Annotated in this window: 28 protein-coding genes; 15 read left to right on the top strand and 13 right to left on the bottom strand. The window is 70.1% G+C overall.

The annotated features are described in order from the left end of the window. Position 1 precedes the first annotated feature (1 nt). From HRC28_RS03750 to HRC28_RS03740, 3 genes are read left to right on the top strand one after another with little or no spacing between them, the layout of a single operon-like run. Entirely contained in the window at positions 2-424 is a 423-nt protein-coding gene (locus HRC28_RS03750; RefSeq protein WP_237111686.1) for a PPOX class F420-dependent oxidoreductase, read from the top strand. A 33-nt stretch (positions 425-457) separates the two neighbouring features. Next, a complete protein-coding gene (locus HRC28_RS03745) occupies positions 458-1,087 on the top strand; it encodes a TetR/AcrR family transcriptional regulator (RefSeq protein ID WP_182378849.1) in 630 nt (209 codons plus the stop codon). Between the two features lie 8 nt (positions 1,088-1,095). Further along, the gene (locus tag HRC28_RS03740) at positions 1,096-1,863 is read left to right on the top strand and encodes a maleylpyruvate isomerase family mycothiol-dependent enzyme (protein ID WP_202033214.1); all 768 of its coding nucleotides are present in this window, start codon (positions 1,096-1,098) and stop codon (positions 1,861-1,863) included. Between the two features lie 54 nt (positions 1,864-1,917). Here the strand turns inward: HRC28_RS03740 and nhaA are convergent, their stop codons facing one another. After that, positions 1,918-2,820: a Na+/H+ antiporter NhaA gene (nhaA, locus tag HRC28_RS03735; RefSeq protein ID WP_182378848.1), complete on the bottom strand. Its 903-nt coding sequence runs from the start codon at positions 2,818-2,820 to the stop codon at positions 1,918-1,920. Next, positions 2,736-3,296, bottom strand: a complete 561-nt coding sequence (locus HRC28_RS25565; RefSeq protein ID WP_182378847.1) for a Na+/H+ antiporter NhaA — start codon at positions 3,294-3,296, stop codon at positions 2,736-2,738. The genes nhaA and HRC28_RS25565 overlap by 85 nt, the downstream gene beginning before the upstream one ends. A gap of 99 nt (positions 3,297-3,395) precedes the next feature. Here HRC28_RS25565 and HRC28_RS03725 point away from each other — a divergent pair, with 99 nt between their 5' ends. From HRC28_RS03725 to HRC28_RS03700, 6 genes are read left to right on the top strand one after another with little or no spacing between them, the layout of a single operon-like run. Next, positions 3,396-3,797, top strand: coding sequence for a phage holin family protein (locus HRC28_RS03725; RefSeq protein ID WP_182378846.1), 402 nt, complete (start codon positions 3,396-3,398; stop codon positions 3,795-3,797). A gap of 35 nt (positions 3,798-3,832) precedes the next feature. Next, positions 3,833-4,699, top strand: a complete 867-nt coding sequence (locus HRC28_RS03720; protein ID WP_182378845.1) for a fructosamine kinase family protein — start codon at positions 3,833-3,835, stop codon at positions 4,697-4,699. Positions 4,700-4,711: 12 nt separating this feature from the next. Next, complete coding sequence (locus HRC28_RS03715; RefSeq protein ID WP_182378844.1) at positions 4,712-6,049, top strand: hypothetical protein; 1,338 nt, start codon at positions 4,712-4,714, stop codon at positions 6,047-6,049. Between the two features lie 48 nt (positions 6,050-6,097). Next, the gene (locus HRC28_RS03710; RefSeq protein ID WP_182378843.1) at positions 6,098-6,808 is read left to right on the top strand and encodes a response regulator transcription factor; all 711 of its coding nucleotides are present in this window, start codon (positions 6,098-6,100) and stop codon (positions 6,806-6,808) included. Positions 6,809-6,830: 22 nt separating this feature from the next. Beyond that, the gene (locus HRC28_RS03705) at positions 6,831-8,249 is read left to right on the top strand and encodes a HAMP domain-containing sensor histidine kinase (protein WP_237111685.1); all 1,419 of its coding nucleotides are present in this window, start codon (positions 6,831-6,833) and stop codon (positions 8,247-8,249) included. Then, positions 8,242-8,847, top strand: coding sequence for a hypothetical protein (locus HRC28_RS03700; protein WP_182378842.1), 606 nt, complete (start codon positions 8,242-8,244; stop codon positions 8,845-8,847). The genes HRC28_RS03705 and HRC28_RS03700 overlap by 8 nt, the downstream gene beginning before the upstream one ends. A 10-nt stretch (positions 8,848-8,857) precedes the next feature. On the opposite strand, the gene HRC28_RS03695 is transcribed toward HRC28_RS03700, so the two are convergent. From HRC28_RS03695 to HRC28_RS03665, 7 genes are all read right to left on the bottom strand, one after another. Next, the gene (locus tag HRC28_RS03695) at positions 8,858-9,742 is read right to left on the bottom strand and encodes a catalase (RefSeq protein ID WP_182378841.1); all 885 of its coding nucleotides are present in this window, start codon (positions 9,740-9,742) and stop codon (positions 8,858-8,860) included. Between the two features lie 12 nt (positions 9,743-9,754). Next, complete coding sequence (locus HRC28_RS03690) at positions 9,755-11,044, bottom strand: anthranilate synthase component I family protein (protein ID WP_182378840.1); 1,290 nt, start codon at positions 11,042-11,044, stop codon at positions 9,755-9,757. A 15-nt stretch (positions 11,045-11,059) separates the two neighbouring features. Continuing rightward, the gene (locus HRC28_RS03685) at positions 11,060-11,599 is read right to left on the bottom strand and encodes an aminodeoxychorismate/anthranilate synthase component II (RefSeq protein WP_182378839.1); all 540 of its coding nucleotides are present in this window, start codon (positions 11,597-11,599) and stop codon (positions 11,060-11,062) included. Then, positions 11,596-13,521: an anthranilate synthase family protein gene (locus tag HRC28_RS03680; protein ID WP_182378838.1), complete on the bottom strand. Its 1,926-nt coding sequence runs from the start codon at positions 13,519-13,521 to the stop codon at positions 11,596-11,598. Before HRC28_RS03680 ends, HRC28_RS03685 begins: the two co-directional genes overlap by 4 nt. Before the next feature lie 48 nt (positions 13,522-13,569). Continuing rightward, positions 13,570-14,079 (bottom strand): hypothetical protein, encoded by a 510-nt coding sequence (locus HRC28_RS03675; protein ID WP_182378837.1) that lies wholly within the window; start codon positions 14,077-14,079, stop codon positions 13,570-13,572. Positions 14,080-14,118: 39 nt separating this feature from the next. After that, positions 14,119-14,454: a hypothetical protein gene (locus HRC28_RS03670; RefSeq protein ID WP_182378836.1), complete on the bottom strand. Its 336-nt coding sequence runs from the start codon at positions 14,452-14,454 to the stop codon at positions 14,119-14,121. A gap of 87 nt (positions 14,455-14,541) precedes the next feature. Next, positions 14,542-16,125 (bottom strand): CHAT domain-containing protein, encoded by a 1,584-nt coding sequence (locus HRC28_RS03665; RefSeq protein WP_182378835.1) that lies wholly within the window; start codon positions 16,123-16,125, stop codon positions 14,542-14,544. A gap of 18 nt (positions 16,126-16,143) precedes the next feature. On the opposite strand from HRC28_RS03665, the gene HRC28_RS03660 reads away from it, so the two are divergent. Further along, a complete protein-coding gene (locus HRC28_RS03660) occupies positions 16,144-17,094 on the top strand; it encodes a hypothetical protein (RefSeq protein ID WP_182378834.1) in 951 nt (316 codons plus the stop codon). Positions 17,095-17,193: 99 nt separating this feature from the next. Further along, a complete protein-coding gene (locus tag HRC28_RS03655) occupies positions 17,194-18,630 on the top strand; it encodes a S8/S53 family peptidase (protein WP_182378833.1) in 1,437 nt (478 codons plus the stop codon). Positions 18,631-18,739: 109 nt separating this feature from the next. Here HRC28_RS03655 and HRC28_RS03650 read toward each other — a convergent pair whose 3' ends face one another. Both HRC28_RS03650 and HRC28_RS03645 read right to left on the bottom strand, forming a co-directional pair. Next, entirely contained in the window at positions 18,740-19,207 is a 468-nt protein-coding gene (locus tag HRC28_RS03650; protein ID WP_182378832.1) for a hypothetical protein, read from the bottom strand. Beyond that, complete coding sequence (locus HRC28_RS03645) at positions 19,207-19,791, bottom strand: sigma-70 family RNA polymerase sigma factor (protein ID WP_202033213.1); 585 nt, start codon at positions 19,789-19,791, stop codon at positions 19,207-19,209. Before HRC28_RS03645 ends, HRC28_RS03650 begins: the two co-directional genes overlap by 1 nt. A gap of 187 nt (positions 19,792-19,978) precedes the next feature. Between HRC28_RS03645 and HRC28_RS03640 the strand changes: the two genes are divergently transcribed. From HRC28_RS03640 to HRC28_RS03625, 4 genes are all read left to right on the top strand, one after another. Then, positions 19,979-20,308, top strand: coding sequence for a hypothetical protein (locus HRC28_RS03640; RefSeq protein ID WP_182378831.1), 330 nt, complete (start codon positions 19,979-19,981; stop codon positions 20,306-20,308). Between the two features lie 33 nt (positions 20,309-20,341). Further along, complete coding sequence (locus HRC28_RS03635) at positions 20,342-20,728, top strand: hypothetical protein (RefSeq protein WP_182378830.1); 387 nt, start codon at positions 20,342-20,344, stop codon at positions 20,726-20,728. Then, positions 20,728-21,006: a LuxR C-terminal-related transcriptional regulator gene (locus tag HRC28_RS03630; protein ID WP_182378829.1), complete on the top strand. Its 279-nt coding sequence runs from the start codon at positions 20,728-20,730 to the stop codon at positions 21,004-21,006. Before HRC28_RS03635 ends, HRC28_RS03630 begins: the two co-directional genes overlap by 1 nt. 156 nt (positions 21,007-21,162) lie before the next feature. After that, positions 21,163-22,395, top strand: a complete 1,233-nt coding sequence (locus tag HRC28_RS03625; protein ID WP_182378828.1) for an MFS transporter — start codon at positions 21,163-21,165, stop codon at positions 22,393-22,395. On the opposite strand, the gene HRC28_RS03620 is transcribed toward HRC28_RS03625, so the two are convergent. Both HRC28_RS03620 and HRC28_RS03615 read right to left on the bottom strand, forming a co-directional pair. Continuing rightward, a complete protein-coding gene (locus HRC28_RS03620) occupies positions 22,367-23,398 on the bottom strand; it encodes a hypothetical protein (protein ID WP_182378827.1) in 1,032 nt (343 codons plus the stop codon). The two genes, HRC28_RS03625 and HRC28_RS03620, sit on opposite strands and share 29 nt — an antisense overlap. Next, positions 23,398-24,912: an FAD-dependent oxidoreductase gene (locus HRC28_RS03615; RefSeq protein ID WP_182378826.1), complete on the bottom strand. Its 1,515-nt coding sequence runs from the start codon at positions 24,910-24,912 to the stop codon at positions 23,398-23,400. The genes HRC28_RS03620 and HRC28_RS03615 overlap by 1 nt, the downstream gene beginning before the upstream one ends. Between the last annotated feature and the right edge of the window lie 53 nt (positions 24,913-24,965).

Below are 24,965 nucleotides of genomic sequence, written 5' to 3'. Positions count from 1 at the left end.
CGTGCCCGTACTGCATCCCGTCGACTGGTCGGCCCTGCCCGCACCGCTGCGCGACTTTTGGACCGAGTACCACCTCTGCACCCTGAGCACCCTCGATCGACACGGGGCACCGCACGCCGTACCCGTGGGAGCGACGCTCGACCTCGAGCAGCAGTGCGCCTGGGTGATCACCCGGCGTGGCTCGCAGAAGATCGCCAACATCCGCCGCGACCCGCGGCTGTCGATCACCCAGGTCGATCGCGGCCGCTGGGCGAGCGTCGTCGGGACCGGCGAGGTCCTCGAGGACGAGGCCTCGATCGCTCGCGCCTGTGAGATGTACGCCGCCCGGTACCGCCCGCCGTCGCCGAGTGCCGAGCGCGTGGCCGTGCGGATCACCGTGGAGCGGTTCCTGGGTGGAGCACAGGTGCTCCCCGGTACCTCTTGACAAGGGGTCAGCACCAGGCGCATTCTCCTAACTGTGTTAGGAACACCTAGTCGCAATAGGATTGCCGAACGGCGTGAGGGCGTACGCCGGGAAATCCTCGATGCCGCGTGGAGCCAGGCCCGGGACGTCGGGCTCGCGAACATCACGCTGCGCGACATCGCCCGTGAGGTCGGGATGCAGCCACCCTCGCTGTACTCGCACTTCGCCTCCAAGAACGCCATCTACGACGCCATGTACGCCGAGGCCTGGCTGACCTACGAGGAGTCCGCCGCCGCGCTCGAACCGCTGCCCGAGCACCCCCGGGTCGCCATCGCGAAGATCGCGCGCGGGTTCTTCGACTTCGCCGTTGCGGACCTGGCTCGCCACCAGTTGATGAACCAGCGCACGATCCCCGGCTTCGAGCCCAGCGCCGATGCCTACGCACCGGCCGTCCGGGTCCTCGAGCAGTGCCGCGCCATGCTCGCTGGGTGCGGCGTCACCGACAGCGCCGACGTCGACATCTGGTTGGCCCTCATCGGCGGCCTGATCGACCAGCAGCTGGCCAACGACCCCCGCGGAGACCGCTACTCGCGGCTCCTCGAACGGGCCATCGACATGTGGGCGGACGCCATCGGCGTCCCGAAGCACTCGCCAGCCGCCACGAAGGCGGCACGCAAGAGATGAGCAGGACCATGAACCAGACCACCACCGCACCGGGGCTTCGACGCTCCGCTCTGGACCGTCGTACGGCGATGGCACTCGCCGCCGAGGAGTACCGCCGCTTCGCCGACACCGTCGCAGCACTCGACGCCGCCGACTGGAAACGCTCCACGGACTGCCCTGCGTGGGACGTCCGGCAGTTGACCAGCCATGTCGTCGGCATGGCCGCGATGGCGGCCGGCATCCGTGAGGGAGCACGCCAGCGCAAGATCGCCATGGCCGACGCCTCGAGCCGTGGCATCGCCATGATCGACGCGCTGACCGACCTGCAGGTGCGCGAACGTGCCGACCACTCCCCCAAGCGGCTCGTGGGCGATGCCCGTGCGCTCGCACCCCGCGCTGCCCGCGGGCGCCGGATGACACCTTTCTTCGTGCGCCGGATGGCGATGCCCGTGGCGCAGTCGGTGCAGGGCGTGGACGAGACGTGGTCGCTCGGCTACCTGATCGACGTGATCCTCACCCGCGACACCTGGATGCACCGGGTCGACCTCGCCACCGCGACGGGCACCGCACCTGCCCTGTCCGCCGAGCACGACGGCCGGATCGTCGCGGATGTCGTTGACGAATGGGCCGCCCGCCACGGACGGCCGTACTGCCTGGACCTCACCGGCCCGGCCGGTGGCTCCTGGCGGTCCGACGGCAATGGGCCGGTCATCGAGATGGATGCCGTCGAGTTCTGCCGGGTGCTGTCGGGCCGCGGTCAGGGCGAAGGGCTGCTCGCGACCGCGGTGCCGTTCTAGCCACAGGACCGACGGGCGAGCACGAGGGTCGGGAAACGTGCCGCGGCCAGGCCCTCAGACGCCCGATTCAGCCGCGTTTTCCGACGCTGGTGCACGCGATGCGAGCAGCAGGACCACCACACCGATGACCGCGGCCAGCACGGAAGCGAGCAGGATCCCGACCTTCGCGTCGTCGGCCAGCAGGGCCGAGCCGGGGTACGACAGCCCCGCGATGAAGAGGGAGACCGTGAAGCCGATGCCCGCGACCGCGCCGACACCGATCACCTGACCCCAGTTCGTGTCCTCGGGCATCCGGGCGATGCCCAGGCGGATCGCGATGAAGCAGGCGAGGGCGATGCCCACCGGCTTGCCGAGCACGAGTCCGGCGCCGATACCCAGGGCGACGGTCGAGGACAGGGCATCGCCGAGCGCCCCATCACCCAGCGCCACACCGGCGTTGGCGAGCGCGAACACCGGCAGGACGACGTACGACGACACGGGGTGCAGGCGCGACTGGAGCCGTTCGGCGATGGGGACCGATTCGGCGAGCAGGAACCGCATCCGGTGCAGTTCCTCGGCGTCGAGGTCGTTGTCCCGGAGCGCGCCGCGCGCGAACTCCTTCGCGACGTCGGGCTTGAGCAGCGCAACGGCCGGTGTCATCAGGCCGATCGCGACGCCGGCGAGCGTGGCGTGGACCCCGGACTCGAGCACGGCGAACCAGATGACGATGCCGAGGACCCAGTAGACCGGGATCGCCCAGACCCGCGCGGCGCGCAGGAGTGCCATCACGCCGAGCAGGCCGACGGCGAGGCCGAGCCAGCCCCAGGACAGGTCGGCGGTGTAGAACACCGCGATCACGATGATCGCGCCGATGTCGTCGACGATCGCGAGCGTCAGCAGGAACAGCCGGGCGGCCGACGGGATCCGGCGACCGAGCACCCCGAGGACACCGACCGCGAAGGCGATGTCGGTCGCCATCGGGATCCCCCAGCCCGCCCCGGCCTCGCCACCCCCGCGATGGCCACGAACACCAGTGCCGGGACGGCCATGCCGCCGACCGCCGCGATGATCGGAAGAGCCGCGGTGCGGGGGTCACGCAGGTCGCCATGGACCAGTTCGTACTTGATCTCCAGGCCGACCACGAAGAAGAAGATCGTCATCAGGCCGTCGTTGACCCAGTGCTGCAGCGACTCCTCCATCCGCCAGCTGCCGATGTCGAGCGCGATCGGGGTGTGCCAGAAGTGGTCGTACCCGGCGGCCCAACCGTCGACCGGGAGGTTGACCCAGAGCAGGGCGATCACGGTCGCCGCGAGCAACAGGATCGACCCGGCGGATTCGACGTGGAGGAACTCCCGCATCGGACGGGCGACATACTTCGCCAGGGGCTTCTCGCTGGCCGTCCACACCGGGCCCTGGCGCCAGAGGTCGTCGGGCGAGTGGGGGGAATCGGGCACGGAGGCCTCCGGGATCAAGTGGGCAGGGGAGATCGTCTGCCGACCAGACTTCCCGGCTCACCTGACAGGGAGTCTATCGATGTCGGTAAGGTCGGTCGCATGGCCATCGAACCGATCCGGGAAGAGCCCACCATCGGGCGCCTGATCAAGGACGCGCAGACCGACTTCTCCACGCTCATGCGCAAGGAGATCCAGCTCGCCAAGTCGGAACTCAAGGTCAGTGTGACCGCCGGCGGGATGGGCGCGGTGTTCCTCGGTGCGGCGCTGTTCATCCTGACCCTCGCCGTCATCATGCTCTCGATCGCCATCGCGTTCCTGATCCACTGGAACGGCGACGGCCTGGACCTGCACTGGGCGTTCCTGATCGTCTTCGGGTTCTACGTGCTGGTCGCTGTCCTCCTGGTGCTGCTCGGCATCCGGAGTTTCAAGAAGGTCAAGGCACCCGAGCGCGCCATCGAGCAGGGTCGAGGGATCCCGCGGGCGCTCAAGGGACAGGCCTGATCCTCCAACTACCTGAGTGGACCTGAGAGGACCTGATGGCGCGGCAACCGGTCATCGCCGGTCGGGCTGAGCAACTGCTCGGGTCCGCCGTCGTGGCCACCGCGCCCGTGGCCGGTGGCGACATCTCGACTGCGGTCAAGGTGCGCCTGTCCAACGGCAAGACGGCCCTCTTCAAGACCCTCGGTACGGCGCCCCCGCACTTCTACGAGCGCGAGGCCGCCGGGCTGCGCTGGCTGGCCGAGGCCACGCCCGACGGCGGCGTCCCGACCCCCGAGGTGATGGCGGTGGCTGATGACTGCGTGATCCTCCAGTGGATCGAGACGGGCCGGCCGGGCGCAGAGGCGGCTGGCCGCTTCGGCCGCGCCCTCGCCGCGACCCACGCCGCCAGCCCCGACTTCTTCGGCTTCGACGCCGACGGCTACATCGGACGACTGCCGATGCCCAACCGTCCCGCACCCACGTGGGCCGAGTTCTACGCCGAGCGCCGGATCGCGCCGTACCTCAAGGTGCTGCGCGCCAAGGACATCGTCAGCGCCGAGGACGGCGCCACGATCGAGGCAGCCGTCGCCCGCGGCCCCGAGATCCTCCCCATCGAGCCGCCCGCCCGCATCCACGGCGACCTGTGGAACGGCAACGTGCTCTGGACAAACGACGACCGCGCCGTCGTCATCGACCCCGCGGCATACGGCGGCCATCGCGAGATGGACGTGGCCATGCTGGCCCTCTTCGGTCTCCCCCAGTTGCCCCAGGTGATGGCGGCGTACGAGGAAGCCGCACCGCTCGCGGACGGCTGGGAGGACCGGCTGGGCTTCCACCAGCTCTTCCCGTTGCTCGTGCACGCGTGCCTGTTCGGTGGTCAGTACGGCGCCCGGGCGGCCAAGATCGCGGCCCGTTACCTCTGACAGACTCGCGACGTGGCCCTCTCGGACGAACTCACCGACCTCCTCGCGCGCACCGGCAACGGGATCCTGTCCGACGCCGCGAGCTTCGGTGCGGCGCTCGATGACTTCCTCACCCCCGAGGCGGCCAGCCGGGGCGTGATCAACCTGCTGGTCGACGCGGTCCGCCAGGGCGCGTTCGACCGGATGCAGCGCGACATCACGCACGGCGGGGACCCGCACATGGCCGTCGCCGCTGCCGGTGACCAGCTCGCGCGGGACCGGGCGGCCACCGACGTCGCCCCGAGCCGGTGGGCGGTTGCGGTGCTCGGTGTCGCGGCCGGGGTGCTGGATCGCGGGGTGCTGGACGGGCAGACGGCTCCCGGCCCCTCCGTTCCGCAGGCGGCGGCTCCCGGCCCCTCCGTTCCGCAGGCGGCGGCTCCCGCCGCTCCGCCTCCGTACGTGCCGGCACCGCCGCCCGTCGCTCCCACGGTCGCGCCCACCGCCGCGCCCCCGCCGTGGAGGCCACCCGGACCGGCGACCCCCCGGCGTCGTACCGGCTTGATCGTCGGCGCGGTCATGCTCGCCCTGGCGCTGGTCGGCGGCGGTACGACGGCGGCGATCCTGATCGCGAAGGACGACCCGTCCGCCCGGCGTACCGATCCGACCACCGATCCGACCACCGGCGGGACGACCGACGGACCCACGACGGACAGCACCACAGACGTTCCCCCCGTGGCCGACGAGTTCGCCATCGCGGAGCTGATGAAACAGGTGGCGACCGACTCGTTCCCCGGCGCAGTCGACCCCGAAGTCACCGCACGGTCCTGGAGCGTCGCCTCCACGAACCTGAGCGACGGCTTCCCGCGCGAACTGGCCGTGGGCGAGAGGGCCGACGCGACCGCGTGGTCGGTCCGCACCACCATCGACATCCGGCGCCTCGACATCCGTGCCGAACACGAGCCCAGCGACGGCGGGTCGTACTACGACTGGGACTGCGGCCAGTTCCAGGCCAGCGGAGATGTCCTCGCGGAGTGCACCGACGTCACGACCGGCGACGGCCGCACTGCCATCGAGTACTGGTACATCAACCCCACCCTCAAGAGCGCCTCCCACAACCTCGTCGTCCCTGCCGACCGCGCGACGGGCCGGCTCGAGGTCTTCGTGGGCGAGCGGCTCTCCGAACCGCCGGCCGGCCTGACGATCGCCGATCTGAAGGAGAAGCTGCAGCTCAGCAGTCGGGCGATGCTCGAGATCGCCGAGGACCCGCGGCTGCGACTGCCCGCGCCTGACCCGTTGCCGCCGCTCCCCAGCTACGGGTTCTGCTTCGACGCCGACCCGAAGCCGGCGGGGTGTCCCGCGGACCTGGGCTGACGACGCGCCTCTCAGGTCGCCTTCAGGCCCATCAGCCATGATGGTGTCGTGTCCCGCCCTGTCCCGCCTGCTCGTGTGCTCGTCGTCGACGACGACCGCGCGGTGCGTGAGTCGCTGAAGCGCTCCCTCGTCTTCAATGGGTACGACGTCCACCTGGCCGGCGACGGAGCCGAAGCCCTCGCGGGGATCGGTGCGCTCGCCCCCGACGTGGTGGTGATGGACGTGATGATGCCCAAGCTCGACGGCCTGGAGACGACGCGTGCGTTGCGCGCGGCCGGCAACGACGTACCCGTGATCGTGTTGACCGCCCGCGATGCCGTCGGCGACCGGGTCGAGGGTCTCGACGCCGGTGCGGACGACTACCTCACGAAGCCGTTCGCGCTCGAGGAACTGCTGGCCCGGCTGCGCGCGTTGCTGCGCCGGGTCGTCCCCGCCGAGGACGGCGCTGAGGAGGAGGTGCTCTCCTTCGCCGACCTCACCATGAACGTCACGACCCGCGAGGTGCTGCGCGGCACCCGCCACATCGAACTGACGCGCACCGAGTTCACGCTGCTGGAGATGTTCCTGCGGCGTCCGCGTCGCGTGCTGGACCGCTCCTTCATCCTCGAAGAGGTGTGGGGCTACGACTTCCCCACGACCGCCAACTCGCTCGAGGTCTACGTCGGCTACCTGCGCCGCAAGACCGAGGCTGACGACGAGGCCCGTCTGATCCACACCGTCCGCGGCATCGGTTACGTGCTGCGCGCGACGGAGTCGTGACGCGTGGTGAGCGAGTGATCAGGTGAGTGCCTGGGGCCTGGTCGCCATGCGGCCGGGCAGTGACGGCCGCTGGCACTACCGCCGTTCACTGGCCAGCCGGGTGATCTGGTTGACCACGATCGCGGTCGGCCTGTCCGTGGCACTGGTGGCCGTGGGCGCCTACTTCACCGCCCGCGTGCAGATGCAGAACGCCCTGGACGACTCGCTCCTGGACCGCGCCAACAAGGCGGCCGCGACCGACACGCTGCTGGAGGTCGGGGCGCGCGGAGTACCGCCCTGGGCGCTGGGCGCGGCCGACGTACGGATCGCGTTCGTCGACTACAAGGGCAACCCGGCGATCCTCGATCGCGGGCCGGCGATCGAGCTCGGCACACCCGAGATCGACGTCGCCAAGGGCGAGCACTCCTCGAGCCTGCGCACCCTGCTCATCGCCGGCGAGCGGTACCGCGTGGTGGCGGTACCGACCCAGCAGGAGGGCATCGCGCTGGTCATCGCCCAGCCGCTCGAGGACCAGGACCGCACGCTGTCACGGCTGGGCTGGGTCACGATCGCCTTCGGCGCCTTCGGTGTGATCGTCGCGGCGCTGGCCGGCTGGACGGTGGCGAGCAACGGGCTGAGACCGGTACGCAAGCTGACCGATTCGGTCGAACACATCGCCCGCACGGAGGACTTCACGCCCCTCACCGTGGAGGGCGACGACGAGGTCGCGCGCCTCGCGACGGCGTTCAACCACATGCTGGTGGCCCTCGACGCCAGCCGTATTCGACAGCGACAACTCGTCGCCGACGCGAGCCACGAACTGCGCACGCCGCTCACGGCGCTGCGCACCAACGTCGACCTGCTGACCATGACCGCGCGCCAGCCGGACGGGATGCGCAACCTGCCGCCCGAAGCCCGCGAGGAACTGCTCGACGACGTCCAGGCGCAGATCGAGGAGCTCACCACCCTGATCGGCGACCTGACCTCGCTGGCCCGCGACGAACCCATGCCGATCCAGGTCGAGCCGGTCGACCTCGCCGACGTCGTCGACCACGCCATCCAGCGGGTACGACGACGCGCGCCCAGCCTCGAGTTCGAGGTCTTCACCCGTCCCTGGTGGGTGATCGGCGAAGCCGCCGAACTCGAACGAGCCGTGACCAACCTGCTCGACAACGCCGCCAAGTGGAGTCCGGAAGGCGGCCAGGTGACGGTGCGCCTGAGCGACGGCGTGCTGACCGTCGACGACCAGGGGCCCGGGATCAACGAGGCCGACCGCCCGCGGATCTTCGATCGCTTCTGGCGCTCCCCCGACGCCCGCACCCTGCCCGGCTCCGGCCTGGGCCTGGCCATCGTCCGCCAGGTCGCCGAACGCCACTCCGGCTCCGTACACGCCACCGCCAACGCAAGTGGGGGGGCGCGGATGGTCCTGCGGCTCCCCGGACGGGAAAAGAACGATGCTTGACGCGAAGTGCGGGGGTTTCTCCTCCGAAGTGCGGAGGTTTCTCCCTCGAGGTGCGGGGGTTGCTGTCGCCGTACTGCCGCTGGTGCTGGCCGGTTGCGGCGGTGAGGACGTCGGTACGAAGCCGGACCTGCCGACCGAGACGCCCGCGCTGTGGAACCCGTGCGATGCGCTCGACACCGCGTTCGTGCTGAAGAACTTCGGCTCCACGACGACCGAGCACGCTGGGACCCCGACCGTGCCGGAGTGCCGGTTCGCGCCGGCGAAGGACTCGGGCGAAGCCGCCCTCACCGCGAACTACCAGCTGTTCAGCGGCAGCCTCGACGACTTCTGGGAGGCGATGGGCCAGACCGCGGGCGCCGACGTCCGCAACCCGACCGTCGCCCTCGCCGATGGCGCGCGGATCGTGGTCGACGCAGCCAAGGACCAGCTGTACGTCACCGGCTTCGTGCAGAACGGGAATCTGTTCGAGGTCATCAACGTCGTCGACCCGGCGCCGTACGACGAAGAGCGGGCCGTGCGCGGTGTCGAAGCCACGCTCACCCAGCTCTCGGCCCACGCCGACAAGTCCGGCGCGGGTTCGCCCACGCCAGCCAGCTAGAGCCAGCCAGCTAGAGCCGGCGGTTGACGCTCTCCGAGTAGGCGCCCGGCCGGAACAGCAGGATGGGGTCGTCGGACAGGCCGATCCCGTCGATGACCCTGGTCGGGTCGAAGACGGTGACCTTGCCGTCGGTCTCCGGATCGGGGGCGATGGACGTTACCTCGATCGTGCCGGCGTCGAACGTCTCGACCCCGCGCCACACCGACATCGGGTCGTGCGGGTCATCGCCATCGGACGCGATGGTCACCTCGAGCGTGAACCGCACCGGCCCCTTGGCGAGGCGAGCCTCCATCTCGTCGAAGAGCCGGTCGGCGCCGCCGAAGGTGCCGGAAGGCCGGCCGGCCTCCTCGTCGAGCGGGCGCAGGACGTAGCGCACCCAGCGCTCGATCCCGGTGGACGACGTCCAGAGGTAGGCGTGGATCGGGAAGAACGTCGCCGCGGCGAAGCTCTTCGGCGGGACCAACGCACCAGCCTTGGCGTTGACGGCGAGCGCGGGCAGCGCGCTGGGGTGACGCAACAGGAACCCCGGCAGCGCCGCCGGCTTCCGGGCGGCCTCGACCATCCGGACGAAGGCGTCGGGGGTTCGGACCGGGAAGCGCGGCGCGGTCTGTCCCAGCAGGTCGGTCGCGCCGTCGGGGTGCCGGAACGAAACCGCCATGCCGCGCACGTCCGGCGCCTTGTCGGGCGACGTCGGGTCGCCGCCGCCGTTGGACCAGCGGACCAGGACCGGCACCGGCTCGCCCTGCAGATGGGCGGCGCGGCCGTGCTCCGTGGCGGCGGGGGTGGCAGTGAAGGTGCCGGTGTAGAAGCGGCCCTTGGCGTGCAGTGAGCGCGAGCCGCCGTGCACCCCGAAGGCCGCCTGGATCCGGTCGATCGCCTCAGCGGGAGTCACCATGAGGGGACGCTACTAGGGCGCGATCGCCTGCAACAGGCGCTCGGCCTTCCACCGCGTCTCGTCGTACTCGTCGTCGACCTCGCTGGCGACCGTGATCCCGCCCCCGGTGCCGAGGACGTAGTCGTCGCCGGCCGAGACGAGGGTGCGGATGATGACGCCGAGGTCGGCGCGACCGTCGCCGGAGATCCAGCCGAACGCGCCGCTGTACGCCCCGCGCGGCGTCGCCTCGACCTCCTCGATGATCTCCATCGTGCGCAGCTTCGGGGCTCCGGTCATCGATCCGGCCGGGAACAGCGCCCGCAGCGCCCCCACCGTCGTGACGTCGTCGCGCAACTGCCCGCGCACCGTCGACACCAGTTGGTGCACCGACGCGTAGGACTCGACCTCCATCAGCGTCGGTACGTCGACCGAGCCGACCTCGCACACCATCGCCAGGTCGTTGCGGAGCAGGTCGACGATCATCAGGTTCTCGGAGCGGAACTTGGGATCGCGGGCGAGGTGGTCGCGGGCGGCCGCGTCCTCGTCGGGGGTGCTCCCGCGGGCGGTCGTTCCCTTGATCGGCTTGGTCTCCAGGGTGCGGTCGGCAGTGACCAGCGCGTACCTCTCGGGCGACGAGCTCAGCAGCCACGCCTCCGCGCCCGCGACATCGTGCTGCAGGTACCCCGCGTACGGCGCTGGGTTGAGCGTGCGCAGCCGGAGATAGGCGCCCGCCGGGCTGAGCGTGCTCAGCGTCCGGGTGCGGTAGGTCAGGTTGACCTCGTAGGAGTTGCCCGCGTGCAGGTGCTCCTGGACGGTGGTGAAGGCGGTGGCGTAGGCGGGCGGGGTGGTTTCGAGGCTCGTCGCTGGCGCTCCTCGCACCTCAACCAACGACTCCGACCCGGTGGTTGAGGTGCGAGCGCCAGCGAGCCTCGAAACCCCCACCGGGTGGTCGTACTCGCGGATGTGCGAGGGCCGCAGCCACACCGCATCGGGCAGGTCCGGGTCAGGGAGCGCCGGCAGGTCGGGGCGCGCGGCGTACCCGAAGTAACCGAACCACTGGTCGGTCCGGCTGCCGTCGGCCAGCTCCGCCTCGAGTACGACGAACGGGTCATCTCCCACGACCTCGGACCGTCCACCGGAGTGCCGGGTCACTTCCCGCGAGGCCGCCGAATAGCTGATCGAGACGTCGTCGTCCTCGAGCCATCCGATCAGCGACTTCCGCCGCGACCAGTCCCGGGCACCGCCGCCGTCGAGCCACACGCACCGCGCATGCCGGGCCTGGATGCGGGCGAACGCCTCGGCGGGGTCGCCCTGGGTCACCATTCGGCCACCATCAGGTCAGCGTCCCATGGCCAGGAAGTTCGCGACCAGCATCGCTCCGTGCTCGGAGAGCACCGACTCGGGATGGAACTGGACGCCTTCGATCGGTTGGGTCCGGTGCCGCACGCCCATGATGGTGCCGTCGACCGCCCAGGCGGTGGCCTCGAGTTCGTCGGGCAATCTGGTCGCAGCCAACGAGTGGTACCGCACCGCTTCGAACGACGCGGGCAGGCCTGCGAACACTCCACGGCCGTCGTGCGTCACCGACTCGACCTCGCCATGGGCAGGGTCGACCCGGTCGACCTCGCCGCCGAAGGCGACCACCATCCCCTGCATGCCGAGGCAGACACCCAGCACGGGTCGGCCATCGAAGTCCCACCGGTATTCGCTCGGATGGCCCGGCCCCGGCGACAGCACGATGTGCGAGAAGGCGGTGAGGTCGACGGCGTCGTCCCACTGCACCACCGTCGGCAGCTCCCCCGTGACGCCGGCGATCAGGTGCACCAGGTTCCACGTGTAGGAGTCGTGGTGGTCGACCACGACGACGTCGGGTGTCACAACAGGACGGCAGACACCAGGTCGTGCACGATGTCGAAGCCACGCTCGGTGAGGATCGACTCGGCGTGGAACTGGACGCCCCGGTAGTGCGGTCCCGTCACCGCGTGGATGTCGCCGGACTCGGGGTCGGTGTCGACGCGCACGCCTTCCGGCAGCACGGTGTCGGCCGCGGGGCGACCGACGAACGTGTTGTAGAACCCGACCTTCGCCGGCTTGCCGTCGAGCAGTACGGCGGCCTGCGTGCCCTGGAAGACGATGTCCTTGAACGCGAGCGGGATGCCGAGCTGGTGGCACAGCGTCTGGTGGCCGAGGCACACGGCGAGGAACGGCTTCTCGTTCTCCAGCAGCCACGCGACTGCGGCCCGCATCCGCAGCATCTTGGGGTCGTTGTCGTCGCCGGGGTCACCGGGACCCGGCCCGACGATGACCAGGTCGTCGCCGTCGAGTGCGCCGTCGACGTACGCCTCATGACGGACGACCCGGCTGCTGATCCCCATCCGGGTCAGCATGTGCCGCAGCATGTTCACGAAGTCGTCCTCGCCGTCGAGGATGACGGCGGACTTCCCGATCAGGCGCGGGTCGACCGGCGTACCGGCCTGGTCGGCGAGCCAGAAGCTGGACAGCCGGTTGTTGCGGCTGTTGAGCGCGATCAGCACCTCTTCGTCGGCGACCAGGGTCGCAACATCCGTGGTGGGGATCGGCGCCGGCGGCACGAGACCGAACGCGGACAGGATGCCGCCGGCCTTGGCGTGCGTCTCCGCCACTTCGTACGACGGCACGGAGTCCCGCACGAGGGTCGCTCCGGCGGTCACCTTCAGCGCCCCATCGATCGAGACATCGGCCGTGCGGATCACGATCGGGCTGTCCACGACGGGTTCGCCCTCGGCATCGCGGCCGAAGAGGGCCAGCGCAGCGCCGTAGTAGCCGCGGCCCTCGGGCTCGTACTGCTTGATCAGGCGGCAGGCGTTCTCCACGGGCGAACCGGTGACCGTGGCGGCGTACATCGTGTCCCGCAGGACCTCGCGCACATCGCGCGACGTACGTCCGGCGAGGAGGTACTCGGTGTGGATCAGGTGCGTCATCGGCTTGAGGAACGGGCCGAGCACCTGGCCGCCCTCGGTGCAGATGTCGCACATCATCTTGAGCTCTTCATCGACGACCATGAAGAGCTCGTAGATCTCCTTCTCGTCCTTGAGGAACTCGGCGAGGCGCTCTTCCGTGCTGCGCGTCTCGCCGGCGGGCGGGCGCAGGTGGAAGGTGCCGGAGATGGGGTTCATCCGCACGTCGCCGCCGTGCACGCTGACGTGGCGTTCAGGGCTCGCGCCGACGAGGTAGCGGTCGCCGGTGAAGAAGAGGAAGGTCCAGTAGGCGCCGCGCTCGCGCTCGAGCAGACGGCGGTAGACGGTGAGCGCGACGTCCGCGCTCCAGTCGGCGACGACGGCTCGGTAGTTGCGGCCGATGACGAGGTTCGCGCCCTCGCCCTGGCCGATCTCCTCGCTGATGATCGACTCGACGACCTTGGCGTACTCGTCATCGTCGGTGTCGAAGCCACCGCGGTCGGTGAACTCGACCGGCACCTCGTCGATCGCCGCGATCACGTCGGCGACGGAGAACTCGTGCTCGGCCTGGACGTCGACGACCACCAGCGGGGTGCCGTCGTCGTGTGCCTCGAAGCCGCGCTCGGTGACCTGCCGGAACGGCACCGCCACCAGGCGGTCGCAGATGTGCCCGGCCTCGGGAACGCCCGTCTCGAGCGGGATGTCCATGATCGACTCGGCGGTGCTGCGGGTGCCGCCGAGAATGCCGACGGTGTCGCGATCGCCTGCCCGGGTGGAGCGCCGGATGATCGCCCACGCCTCGTGCCCCTGGATGGCCGTGATGGCTTCCCGGGCAGTGAGCGTGGTGCTGATCTGATCTGACATGAGCGAAGCCTATTGCGGGCGGCCGGTCGGTCGCCGCCCGGTTTCGCCCTACGGCCAGCGCTGCACTGCTGGACGGGGCTGTCCGCGCCACCGTCCGGCGAGTCCGCTGCCGACCAGCAACGCTGCCACCAGCCCGAAGAGGTGCGGCGGTGTGGGGAACCAGAAATGGGTCGAGGGCAGGTCCTGCGCGAACTGGAAGAAGCTGTTCACGTCGATGACGTACCAGAGCAACGGGATCAACCCCCACACGAACCCGGCGACGATCGGCCCCAGGCCCGACACGCGAGCGGACCCGGCCACGGCCATGAGCACCACGGCACCAGCGAACATGAGGGCGAAGTGACCTGCGCCGTTCGACCCCTCGACGCCGAAGTACGCGTGCCTGCGGCCGTACTCGCTCGCGCCGTAGTCGAAGAGCAGGATCCCGACGGGTGTGGCGACCAGGGCGAACCCGACGCTGAGGAGGTGCCGCAGCACCATCGATCGCCGCATCACCCGCTCGACGGGGACGTACGCAGGCGTCGGGGGCGGGGGGAACGGAGAGCCTGACTCGGTCATGGAACTGAGCCTGCCCCGGACCGGGTGGACCCCAAACAGTCAGATCAGAAGGCGCGCGATCCCGAACATCGATTCCGCCGCCGCGATTGACGTGATCGGCAGACTCAGGACCGCGACCGCGGCCACCACCCACCAGTTGCGAACGAACCCTCGAAGAAAGACCATCGCAACGAGGACAAGGGCACCCGCGACGACGAAGGCTGTCCCCACGTGTTCGAACCACTGGACGCTCGTGAATTCGGGGGCCATGTCCTCGATGGCACCGCTGATGCGGACGCCCCCCAGACCGGCATCCACGAACGCCACACCCACGCTGACCAGGACGCCGACAGCAACCGATCCCAGCACCGTTCCACGACGCGCGGTCGCGACCACCGGATCGGTCGTCTCGGTTTCCACGGTGCCTCCTTGTGTCCGAGTCAGCAGGCTAGCCGCGGAGGGCGGCGTCGTCTCTCGAACGGGCTAGACGCCGAGGGCCAGGAAGGCCGCCGCCGTGGCCGCTTCCACCGATCCGGGTACGGCGGCGCGTCGTACCTCGTGCAGGGCGGTGGCCGGGTCGCCGCCCGCCGCGAGCGCCGCGTGCAGGTCGACCATCAGGTCAGCGGTCGCGACGTCGTTGACCTCCGCGACGCTGCTGACCAGGCACGCGGTGCCGAGCGAGAACAGGGCTGCGGCCAGGCCGAGCAGTTCCTCGGCGCCGACGGGTGCGAGGACGCCCGACTCGCAGGCCGACAGGACGACGCGGTACGGCGCCCGCTGCAGCCGTTCGAGGTCGTGGACCGTGAGCGGGCCGTCCGCGAGGTCGAGTGCGGAGAACAGCGGGCTGTCGGCGCGGAACCGTCCGTGCGCTGCGAGGTGCACCAGGTCAGCGCCGTCGAGCTGGCTCAGCACCGCATCAAGCGTTGCGTGGGTCCCATCGAGGAGTACGGCGTCCGGGTGGCGTTTCGCGAGCACGGGCACCTCGGCGCCGCCGGTCGCCAGACCGGGCCCGGTGACGAGGACCGTTCGCGGTTCGGCCGGGCGTGAGGTCGCGCGGGCGCGGAGCAACTGCCCCGCCGACGGCACCACGCTGAACGGTCGGTCGTGGAGCGCAGGGAGCAGCGCCCACGGGAGTCCGTGCAGCCGCGCGGTCGGGGCGATCACGACCGGCCCCTCCGGGATCAGCCGTACGGCGTCCCCGAGAATCGCGTCCTGCAGGCGCTGCCCGAGCGCGGTGAGGTCGGCCGGTCGGCCGCGCGAGGTGCGCCGGAGGAGCATCGCAGCGGGTCCGAGCAGCTCGGCGATCTCGGCGGTGCTGCCCGCAACCTTGCGACGCACCTTCCCGCCATGCACCACCAGCACGTGCAGGGTGCCGTCGACGTCGACCAGCTCGACGAGGCAGCCGTCACCGACCGAGCTCACGACCTCCTCGGCGCTCACCGGCCGCTGCCGCTCGACCGAGTCCGCAGACAGCGTGTGGTGCTCCGCCCGCACCGCCCGTTCCAGCCGCAACCGCTCCTTCTCCAGCTCCTCGGTCGGATCCCCGTCCTGACGGGCCTCCGCGAGCCTGCGTCCGTTGTCGCGGAGCGCCGCGAGCGAGGCCGGGATGGTCGCGGCGTCGGACGTTGCCGGTGGTTGGGCGAGCGCGGTGGCGCGGGTGCGTTCGCTCCAGCGGAGCAAAGTGCGCGGGTCGGTCGCTGCGTGGCGCAGCGCGATCGTCGTCAGGTCTCGCCCATGGGTGGTGGCGAGGGCGCGGAGTTCGGAGGAGCCGATCAGGCGGCGGTGCTCGTCGATCGCGTCGAGGCCGGACGCAGCGGCCCGCAGAACCCCGCCCCTGTCATCACCCTCCGAGCGAGTCAACACCTGTGCATGCCAGGCGCCGGCACGAACCAGCGCGTTCGGATGATGTCGGTACGACGCTGCCTGCGCCCAGAGGGTCGCCCGTTCCTCCCCGCGGGCCAGGCGCCCGGCAATCGTGAGCGCCAGAGGTGCCTCATCGGCGGACTGCTCACGCAACTTCCCCGCAACGCGTCGAGCCGCAACCGACAGGCCGCGGTCGTCCTTCATCGCCTCGCGGACGCGAACATGGACGAGTTGCGCCCGAAGCGTGAACCAGGCCCGTTTCTGACGACGGCACAGGTCGACAGCGGTGCGGGCCGCGACCTCGGCCTGGTCGAGCGATCCAACCCCCAGGAGCGCAGTTGCGTACAGGATCTGGAGATCCGCGACGTCGAGCAACGCGACATCGGGCGAGTTGAGCTGGGCGTCAAGGAGGCGAATGGCCTCATCGTCAAGGCCAGCGGCAAGGTGAGCGCGAGCCATAGTTCCGATCAGCGGTTGTCGCGGCGGTTCCCCGGTGGCGTCGTACCCCTGAAGGGCCTCGGCGTATGTCCGCAGGCTGCCTGCGACGTCTCCCCTCGCCAGCGCGATCTCGGCGAGATTCTCAACGGCATGGAGACGTTGCAGCGTCTCGCCCATTCCAGCCAGAGTTGCAGCGGCCGAGAGAATCTCGCGCTCAGCAGCACCAAGGTTCCCCCGCGCCAGTTCGACATGCCCGAGCCAGATCTGAATCCGGGCCTTCCACTCCTCGTTGCCAGCCCGCTCGATTTCGACCAGCGCGGCTCGAAGCATGGGCGCCGCTTCGACAACCCGGCCCACCATCGCCAGCAAGCCGGCCTTCCGCACGAGAATCTTCGCGGCGAGCTCCCCCGTGGCACCTTCGAGCGCTCTGTCCATCTGGGCAAGTCCCGACCGCGTACGGCCCGCAAGGACCAACACGCTGCCGTGAGTGGCTCGGACGTCGCGCTCCCGATCCTGGCTGCCGGCCTGCCGCGCGGCGCGGCCGGCGTCGCGGAGCTCCTTCATGGACTCATCCATGCGCCCTTGGTCACGGAGCACGATCCCCAGACAGTGGTGGGCATACGACCGCTCGAGCGCACTGGGCGCCCCTGCGAGGACACGCTGGGCGCGCTCCACAGCACTCGCTGGCGATCCGATGGCGAGTTCGAGCAGATCTTCCACGGTGCGACCTCTTGAAGGATGGTGGTGAGCCGCTTTACTCCCTGAGCCGGGCGGGACTACGTTAGCGCCGCTAGCGGACCTCGGGCCCGCGTCGTTCTTCCCAAAGGAGCGGTCATGGATGAACCCGCACGTCCCGGCTTCCCGATCGGGGTCCTTCGAGACCTGATCCGCAAACTCAGATTCCCGTTCCCGGACCGGACTCCGCCCGACAACGGACGCCCGAAGCCCGACAAGGACCTTGACGACCATCTCCGGCGCGTCCAGGTCGGCGTGATCCGAAAGGCATTCGAGGACACGGAATCCGGCGTCTCTGGCGGACCGGTGAAGGGCACCATTCCACCGACCGATGATGCAGACGTGCGCTACCTGTATCGGCCCGGACACGCGCTGATCCGTCAGGAGGACTTCGGGCGGCTCAGGGACTACTTCACCTCGGACGAGAACAAGGACCGGTACTCCGGCGAGTTGGGCGCTTCCGAAACGCGCGTCCCCGGCCTCGTGCTCGCGAAGTTGCCGTCGCGCGTCGACAAGCAGGACGACGTACTGGCCACGCTCGGGGAGCTGGAAGATCAGCGGGTGATCGAGCCCGGAGCCGTGTGCCCTGACCACATCGTCTACGTCACCATTCGTGGATCACTCTGCCCTGCCTCCGAACCCGAGATGCTGAGGCAGCGCATCGGGGCCACCCCTTGGCCGCCTGCCACTCCCTCGCGGGGCGACGTCTCCGAAGAGGAACGCATCCGGGTGGCCGTCGTCGACACCGGTCTGTGGACGGCCGCCGTCGGCAGCGCGAAGTCCCCGTGGCTGGAGTCGGGCGAGATCTTCGCCGACGCGACCGACGAAGAGCACGTCAATCCCAACGCCATCCACGAGTACGCCGGCCACGGCACTTTCGTCGCCGGCGTGGTCCGATGCATGGCGCCCGACGCTCGGGTCGAGGTCGAAGGGGTACTCACCCACGGCGGCGCGGTCTACGAGTCAGAGATCGTCCAGCAATTGCAGGAAGCCATCGACGACGACAATCACCCGCAGATCATCAGCATCTCGGCAGGCACCCACACCCGCGGCGATTTCGCGCCTCTCGGGTTCGAGATGCTGAACGGTCACAACAAGTTCGCCCGACGAGACGACATCGTCATCGTCGCCGCGGCAGGCAACGACGCCAGCAGTGCGCCGTTCTGGCCCGCCGCGTTCGACTGGGTGGTTTCCGTTGGCTCGGTCGACGCCGACGGCAAGGTCTCCGACTTTTCCAACCACGGCAAGAGTTGGGTGGACGTCTACGCCCGCGGACGCAATCACGTCAACGCGTTCCCGAAGGGCACGTACAAGTGCTACGAGCCGCCGAATGTCGGACAGATCCGGAAGTTCGATGGCCTCGCCCAGTGGAGCGGCACGTCGTTCTCGACGCCGCTGGTGTCCGGGCTGATTGCCGCGCACATGCAGGCCACGGGCGACAGCGCGCGCAAGGCCGCCGACATCGTGATCAAGGGCGGCACGCCGTCCACCGACCCGCGGGTCGGACCGATTGTGACGGTCGGTCCGCTGACCTGACGCCCGGGGGTTTCGAGGCTCGTCGCTGGCGCTCCTCGCACCTCAACCACCGGGCCACTTGTCCGCGCTCAGCCCGCACCTGGTGCGTGCTGAGCGCGGGAAAGCCGAACTAGATGGTCACCCAGGGCGTGGTGAGCGACCACCCCGCCCGCTCGACCACGAACCGGGCGAGGCCAGACGCCACACCGGAGAACCGGACGAAGCCGGACGCGTCGGCTTCGACGGTGACGTCCTGACCGTCGGGGCGGCGGAGCGTCACCTTCGTGCGCTCGGAGGCCTCGCCGTCGGTGATCACTTCACCGAGGACCTGGTCGCCGTCGACCTCGATCTCGAGGGTGCGGCCGCTGCGGCCGAACGCCAGTGAGCGTGGGCCTTCGGAGCCGGAGCGGACGGCGGCGCCGGCTTCGAGGGCCGAGTCGTGCAACAGCTCGGCCAGCTCGGCGTCGACCGTGCGCCAGGTGAACGCAGCCTGGGCGGCCGCGCGACGCCGTTCAAGGACCTCTGGTGCCGGCTCAGCCACCGCTGAAGCCAGTTCAGCCATCAGCTCGTCGTCGGTGAGTTCATCCCAGTTGGTCATCAGCGTTCCCCTCCCACGAGATCCGGACCGAGACCGCGCAGGGCGCGGGTACGTCGCAGTTGTTCGAGTGCACGGGCCCGGGTGGGGCCGATGCTCCCGATCGGAATCCCGAGTCGTTCACTGATCTGTTCGTAGCCGACCGGAGGGTCGGCCAGCAGGAGGAGCAGGAGTTCGCGGCGGGCGGCCGGCAGCTCGGCCATGGCTTCGCGGAGGAGGTTGCGGCGCTCGACAGCCAGCAGGTCGTCGTCCGCGATGTCGTCCTCGACGGCGTCCAGGCCGCCGTGGTCCTGCGGGTCGACCGGTCGGACCCGGCCCCGCGTGGTGAGCAGGCGCAGGCACTCGTTGCGGGTCGTCGTACGGATCCAGCCGGGAAGGGCGTCCGGTTCACGGAGCGCACCGAGGTGTTCGACCAGGCGCAGCCACACGGTCTGGCTGACGTCGTCGCCGTCGGCCTCGGCCAGGCGGTAGCCACGGACCAGGGCGTTGACGAGGGGCAGGAACCGGTCGACGATCGCGTTCCAGGCATTTTGATCTCCTTCGCGTGCCGCGGGGACGAGCGTCGACAACGGCGTCGTCACATCCACTCCCGACCTCCTCATCCAGCGTGCGCAGGAATCCGTCGAAAGCATCGTCCCGCACATAGGACCTGCGAACCAGTGCCGGTGATACGTCGAAACGCGGCCACCACTCCCGTATCACCGAGATCCCCCCACGCCTCCGAGAGGTGGACGGTGACTCCCCACCGCCCGCTGCCCGGAAGAGGTACGGCGCATGACACTCGAACTCAGCTACATCACAGCCACGAGCCGGCTGGACCGACTCGATCCCACCGAGCGCTCGCTGCTCCGGGTGATCGCGCTCGGCCAGTCAGGGGCCGACACCGAGGCCCTCGTTGCGGCCCGGCTCGGCATCACGCCCGAGGAAGCAGCGGCGCTGTGCACGGCCGTCTTCGACAAGCTCGGGCTGCGGCCGACGCCGTACCTCGGGCGGCACACGCTGGCGAAGCTCGCCCTGCGCCGGCAAGGTCGCCGAAAGATTTCCGAAGTCGGCGTATCAGCGGGGGGTGGCCAGTCCTCCTCCTTTCGTGAAACCGAGCGGTGACTCCCCACCGCCCTCCCCGGAAGGAACAACGTCATGACCTGGACCGAAACCCACGAACGCATCCGCATCTTCCACGAGGTCGAAGCGGTCGCCGCCGCCGACATGAGCGGCGCCGTCCCGTGGCGCGAGGAGTGGGCGCCGTACTTCAACGGCCCCGCCGGCCTGGTGGCCGCGCTCCGCGCCCGCTGGAACCACATGTGCGAGGCACAGCTCGACATCCGCACGGGTGAAGACGACCTCAACGACGCCGTCGCCCGACTCCGTCGGTCCGAGGCCGGGATCCTGGAGATCCTCAAGAATGCCGCGGGCGAGGTCGTCCCCTCCCGCGTCCTGACACTGGCGGGACCGCGGAGCGCTCCCTCTCCCCGTACGCGGTCCCGCCGGTTCCAGTTCCACGGCGGACCCGTCATCCCCGCCTGATGACCACCACGATGATGGATCTCGGGGCGACGTACGTGGCGGCGACGAGTCGGCTGGACCGGCTCAGTCGTCGGGAACGCCAGGTGCTTCACCAGATCGCCATGGGCCAGTCCAACGCCGGCATCGCAGCGCAGCTGTGCCTGTCGCGGAAGACCGTCGAAGCGCTGTGTTCGCACATCTTCGACAAGCTCGAACTCGAACCCTCACAGCACCTGAACCGCCGGGTGCTCGCGGTCCTCACCCTCCTCCAGGCGCGCACGCGCCGCGCGGCGGACTGAGGCAGTGGCCAGCGTCCTCGGCCAGTGGGGGTCCGGGCGACGCACGTAGGAAGGGAAACACCGACCGAAGAAGGCTCCGGGGCCCGATTCGGTCGGTGTTTCCCTGCGTTGTCTCGCGGGTTCGGGTACGTCGGCGGGCGCGCCTAGGCTGCCCGGGTGCTCGGTCCACACGGTTCTCCGCTTCGCATCCCCGACTTCCGCTGGCTCGTCGGCGGGGTCACGGTCAGCGCCCTGGGCTCGGCGATGACGCCGGTCGCGCTGGCGTTCGCGGTGCTCGACCTCGGCGGGTCCGCCACCCAGCTCGGCCTCGTCGTCGCTGCCTTCTCGGCCGCCGAGGTCGTCACCATCCTGTACGGCGGGGTGCTGGGCGACCGGCTCCCGCGACAACTCCTGATGCAGGGCTCCGCAGCAGCCACCTGCGTCAGCCAGGCCATCTGCGCGACGGTCCTGATCACCGGGCACGGGTCGATCCTGTTCCTCACCCTGATCGGGGTGCTCAATGGCTGCCTCGGTGCCCTCGCCCAGCCCGCATCGAACTCGCTGACCCGCTTCACGGTGCCCGACGAGCTGCTGGGGCGCGCAGTCGTGATCCGCAGCCTGGCCAACCAGACGTCGTACGCCGTGGGGTTCGCGCTGGCGGGCATCATCGTGGCGGTCGCTGGTTCGGGGTGGGCGATCGCGATCGACGCGGTGTCGTACGCCCTGGCGGCCGTGTTCTTCTCACTGATCCGGGTCGCGGCGCCTGCTCGGGGCGCGGGAGAACGGCTGCTGAGCGAGCTCGCGGACGGTTTCCGCGAGGTGCTCCGCCACACGTGGCTGTGGCTGCTGATCGGCCAGGCGCTGCTCTACCACCTGTGCTTCGGCGGGGTGCAGGGCGTGCTCGGGCCGATCGTCGTCGGCGACACGTGGGGCGAGGCGGCGTGGGGTTGGGCGCTCGCCTCGTTGATGGCGGGCTTCGTGATCGGCGGACTGATCGCGCTGCGCTGGCGGCCGCAGTTCCTGCTCCGGTGGGGCGTTCTGCTCCTGTCACTCACCGCGGCGTTCCCGCTCGCGATGGCGGTCGCTGACCAGTTGCCGCTGGTGCTGCTCGGCGCCGCGGTCCACGGTGTCGGGCTGCAGTTGTTCAGCGTGAACTGGGACCTCGCGATCCAGGAGAACGTCGCCGAGGACATGCTGTCGCGCGTCTACGCCTTCGACCTCGTCGGTTCGTTCGTCTGCCGTCCCCTCGGCATGGCGTTGACCGGTCCCGTCGTGGGTCTGGTCGGCATCGATCGCTGGCTCCTGGTGGTGGCCGGCGTGATCGGCTTCAGCTCGCTCGCCGCGGTGGCGGCACCATCGGTGTGGCGGCTGACCCGTCGGGTCAGCGCAGTGTCGACTGCGCCGGGATGAAGAGAGGCGCTCCGCGCTCCCCGACCTCGACGTCGAGGATGACGTGGTGGCTGGTGTTGCCGAGGATCGCCGACTGGTTCGCCACCAGTACCCGCGTGCCCAGGAAGGTCGCGTTCGACGGACTGTCGAAGGGCACTGCCGAGCCGGTGGCGCGCATCCGGGCCAGCACCTTCCCCGTGGGGCTGAGCTTGAGCAACTGGTTGGTGCCGAGCAGCGAGAGGTAGACGTTGCCGGACCGCGCGATGCCGAACCCGTCGGGCAGGTCCAGCGGCCCCGACGTCCAGACGGTCCGGAGCGCACCGGGACCGCCAGTGCTGAGCACCGGGATCCGGTACAGGTGTCCGCGGAGCAGGCCGAGCAGGTCGCTGGTCGTCTGCTGGCTGACCAGGAAGGAGCGCGTCGCGGGCTCATAGACGATGCCGGTGGTGCCGAACCCTGCGAGGCCGGCGAGCTTCGCCGTGCGGAGCCAGACGCGCGGAGCACCGCCCGCGGCGGGGATGCGCCAGATGACGTCCTGTCCGTAGTCGCTCAGGTAGAGCGCTCCGCCCGGACCCCACGCTGCGTAGTTCGGGATCGGGTGACCAGCGCCGGGCAGGTCCGGAATGGTCGCCTGGACCGCGAACCGTCCCGTCGTCACGTCGAGGGTGAGGACGCGGCCCAGTGACTTCTCCAGCAGCACCAGCCGGCCGCGTGCGTCCGAGGTCGCGACCTGCACGCCGCGCGGCTTGGTGAGGTCCTGCCCGGGCACCGTCCAGGACCGGAGCAGCGTCCCGGACGCGGCGTACTCGAACACCCGCGAGCGCAGCGCGTCGCCCGTCGGGTTCGTGTAGGTGCCGGCGTAGACGCGCCCGTTGGGGTGCACGTGGACGTACGCCGGGAAGCCCGGCGACTGGACCTTCGCGAAGACCCGCGTGTGCCCGACGGCTCGCTCCGCAGCGGTGGCCGGGCCGAGGCCCACGGCAGCGAGGAGCGCGACGAGGACCAGGAACGTCGTACGGCGCATCAGAGCTTCGCCAGCGCCTCGGCGGCGGCCCGGTTGCCGGAGCGGACCGCCCCGTCCATGTAGCCGGTCCAGTACGTCGACGTCTCGGTGCCCGCCCAGTGCACGCGTCCGAACGGCGTGCGGATGTAGCGCCCGTAGGTGGCCATCACGTTGGGCGGGTACATCGCGACCGGACCGCCACGGGTCCAGCGTTCACGGGTCCAGTCGTGCTCGGTGTACTCGATCGGGTGCAGCGCCTTCTCGCCGAACATCCGGGCGAAGCCCTCGAGCACGGCCTTGCGGCGCTCGGCCAGGGACAGGTTGCCGTACTGCGCCCAGGTCGAGCCGCCGACGAAGGCCAGCAGGATGCCGTGGTTGGTGCCGGGCACGCCGTTGTCGAACGCTGCCCGGACCGCGCCCGAGTCGGAGATGCCGAAGCCGGTGAGCCCGTCGGTGCGCCAGAACGGCGTGTCGTAGACCGCGTCGCACTTCATCAGGCGGCCCATCTGCATCTTCGTCAACAAGGTACGACGACCGGCCGGCATGCCCGGCGAGAAGTCGATGTCGAGCACCTGCTTGGGCGGCGCCGACACGATGACCCGGCGACAGGACACCACGCCGCGGGCGGTACGGACGCGGACCCGGCCGTCGACGTGGGCGATCTGGCTCACTGGCGCATTCAGCGCGACCCGGTTGCCCAGGCCCTTGGCGAGGGCGAGCGGGATCCGCTGCGACCCACCGACGAACCGGCTCTCCTGCGCGCCGTTGACGGTGTCGGAGTTGCGCTCGAACGTGCCCACATGGGTCTCGTCGCCGGAGCAGGCGATGTAGTGGATGACGTACAGCAGGGAGAGCTGATCGGGGTCGGAACCGAAGCCGGGCTGCGTCCAGGCCCGGATCAGCGACTCGACGCCGCGGCTGTTCAGGGTGTTGCGGCGGATCCAGTCACCGAGCGTGGTCCGGTCCCATTCGGCAGCACGCGGGTGGGTCCACGGTGCACTGACCGACATGCCCTTGGCGTAGCCGTTCAGCTTCTGCAGCGCGAGCAGCGCGTCCAGCAGGATCGTGGGGTCGGGCGGGACGGTGCCGGTGTACGTCTGGCGGCCCAGCAGCGAGGAGATGTAGACGTTCTTGCCGGTGACGTACTCGTCGAAGGTCGCGACGCCGAGGCTGGTCGCGAGGTTCTTGATGTAGCGCTGCGTCGGGCCGATGAAGGCGCCGCCCGCCTCGATCGTGCCGCCGGTGCCGAGCGCGTGGTTGAGCACCCGGCCACCGACCCGGTTGCGGGCCTCGACCACCAGCACCGAGCGGCCGCTGCGAGCAACCCGCGCGGCGGCAACCAGCCCGGCGATCCCGCCGCCAACGACCACCACGTCGACCTTGGGTGGCAGCGGTCCCTGCAGGGTCGCGGCGTTCACCTCGGCCTCGAGGGCGTCGATCGCAAGCACCCCGAGGGCGGCGGCGCCGCCGGCGAACAGGCCGCGCCGGCCCAGCGCGAACGCGCCCGGATCAGTCGCCAGTCGGGGGGTGCTCATCGTGGCCTCCAGCCCTTTCGTCGTACGACGAAGGTGAATGTGTGTCAGGTTCG

Source organism: Nocardioides sp. WS12 (genome assembly GCF_014108865.1).
In the GTDB taxonomy this organism is placed as follows: Bacteria; Actinomycetota; Actinomycetes; order Propionibacteriales; family Nocardioidaceae; genus Nocardioides.
This window is presented reverse-complemented; position numbering and strand designations above follow the sequence as displayed.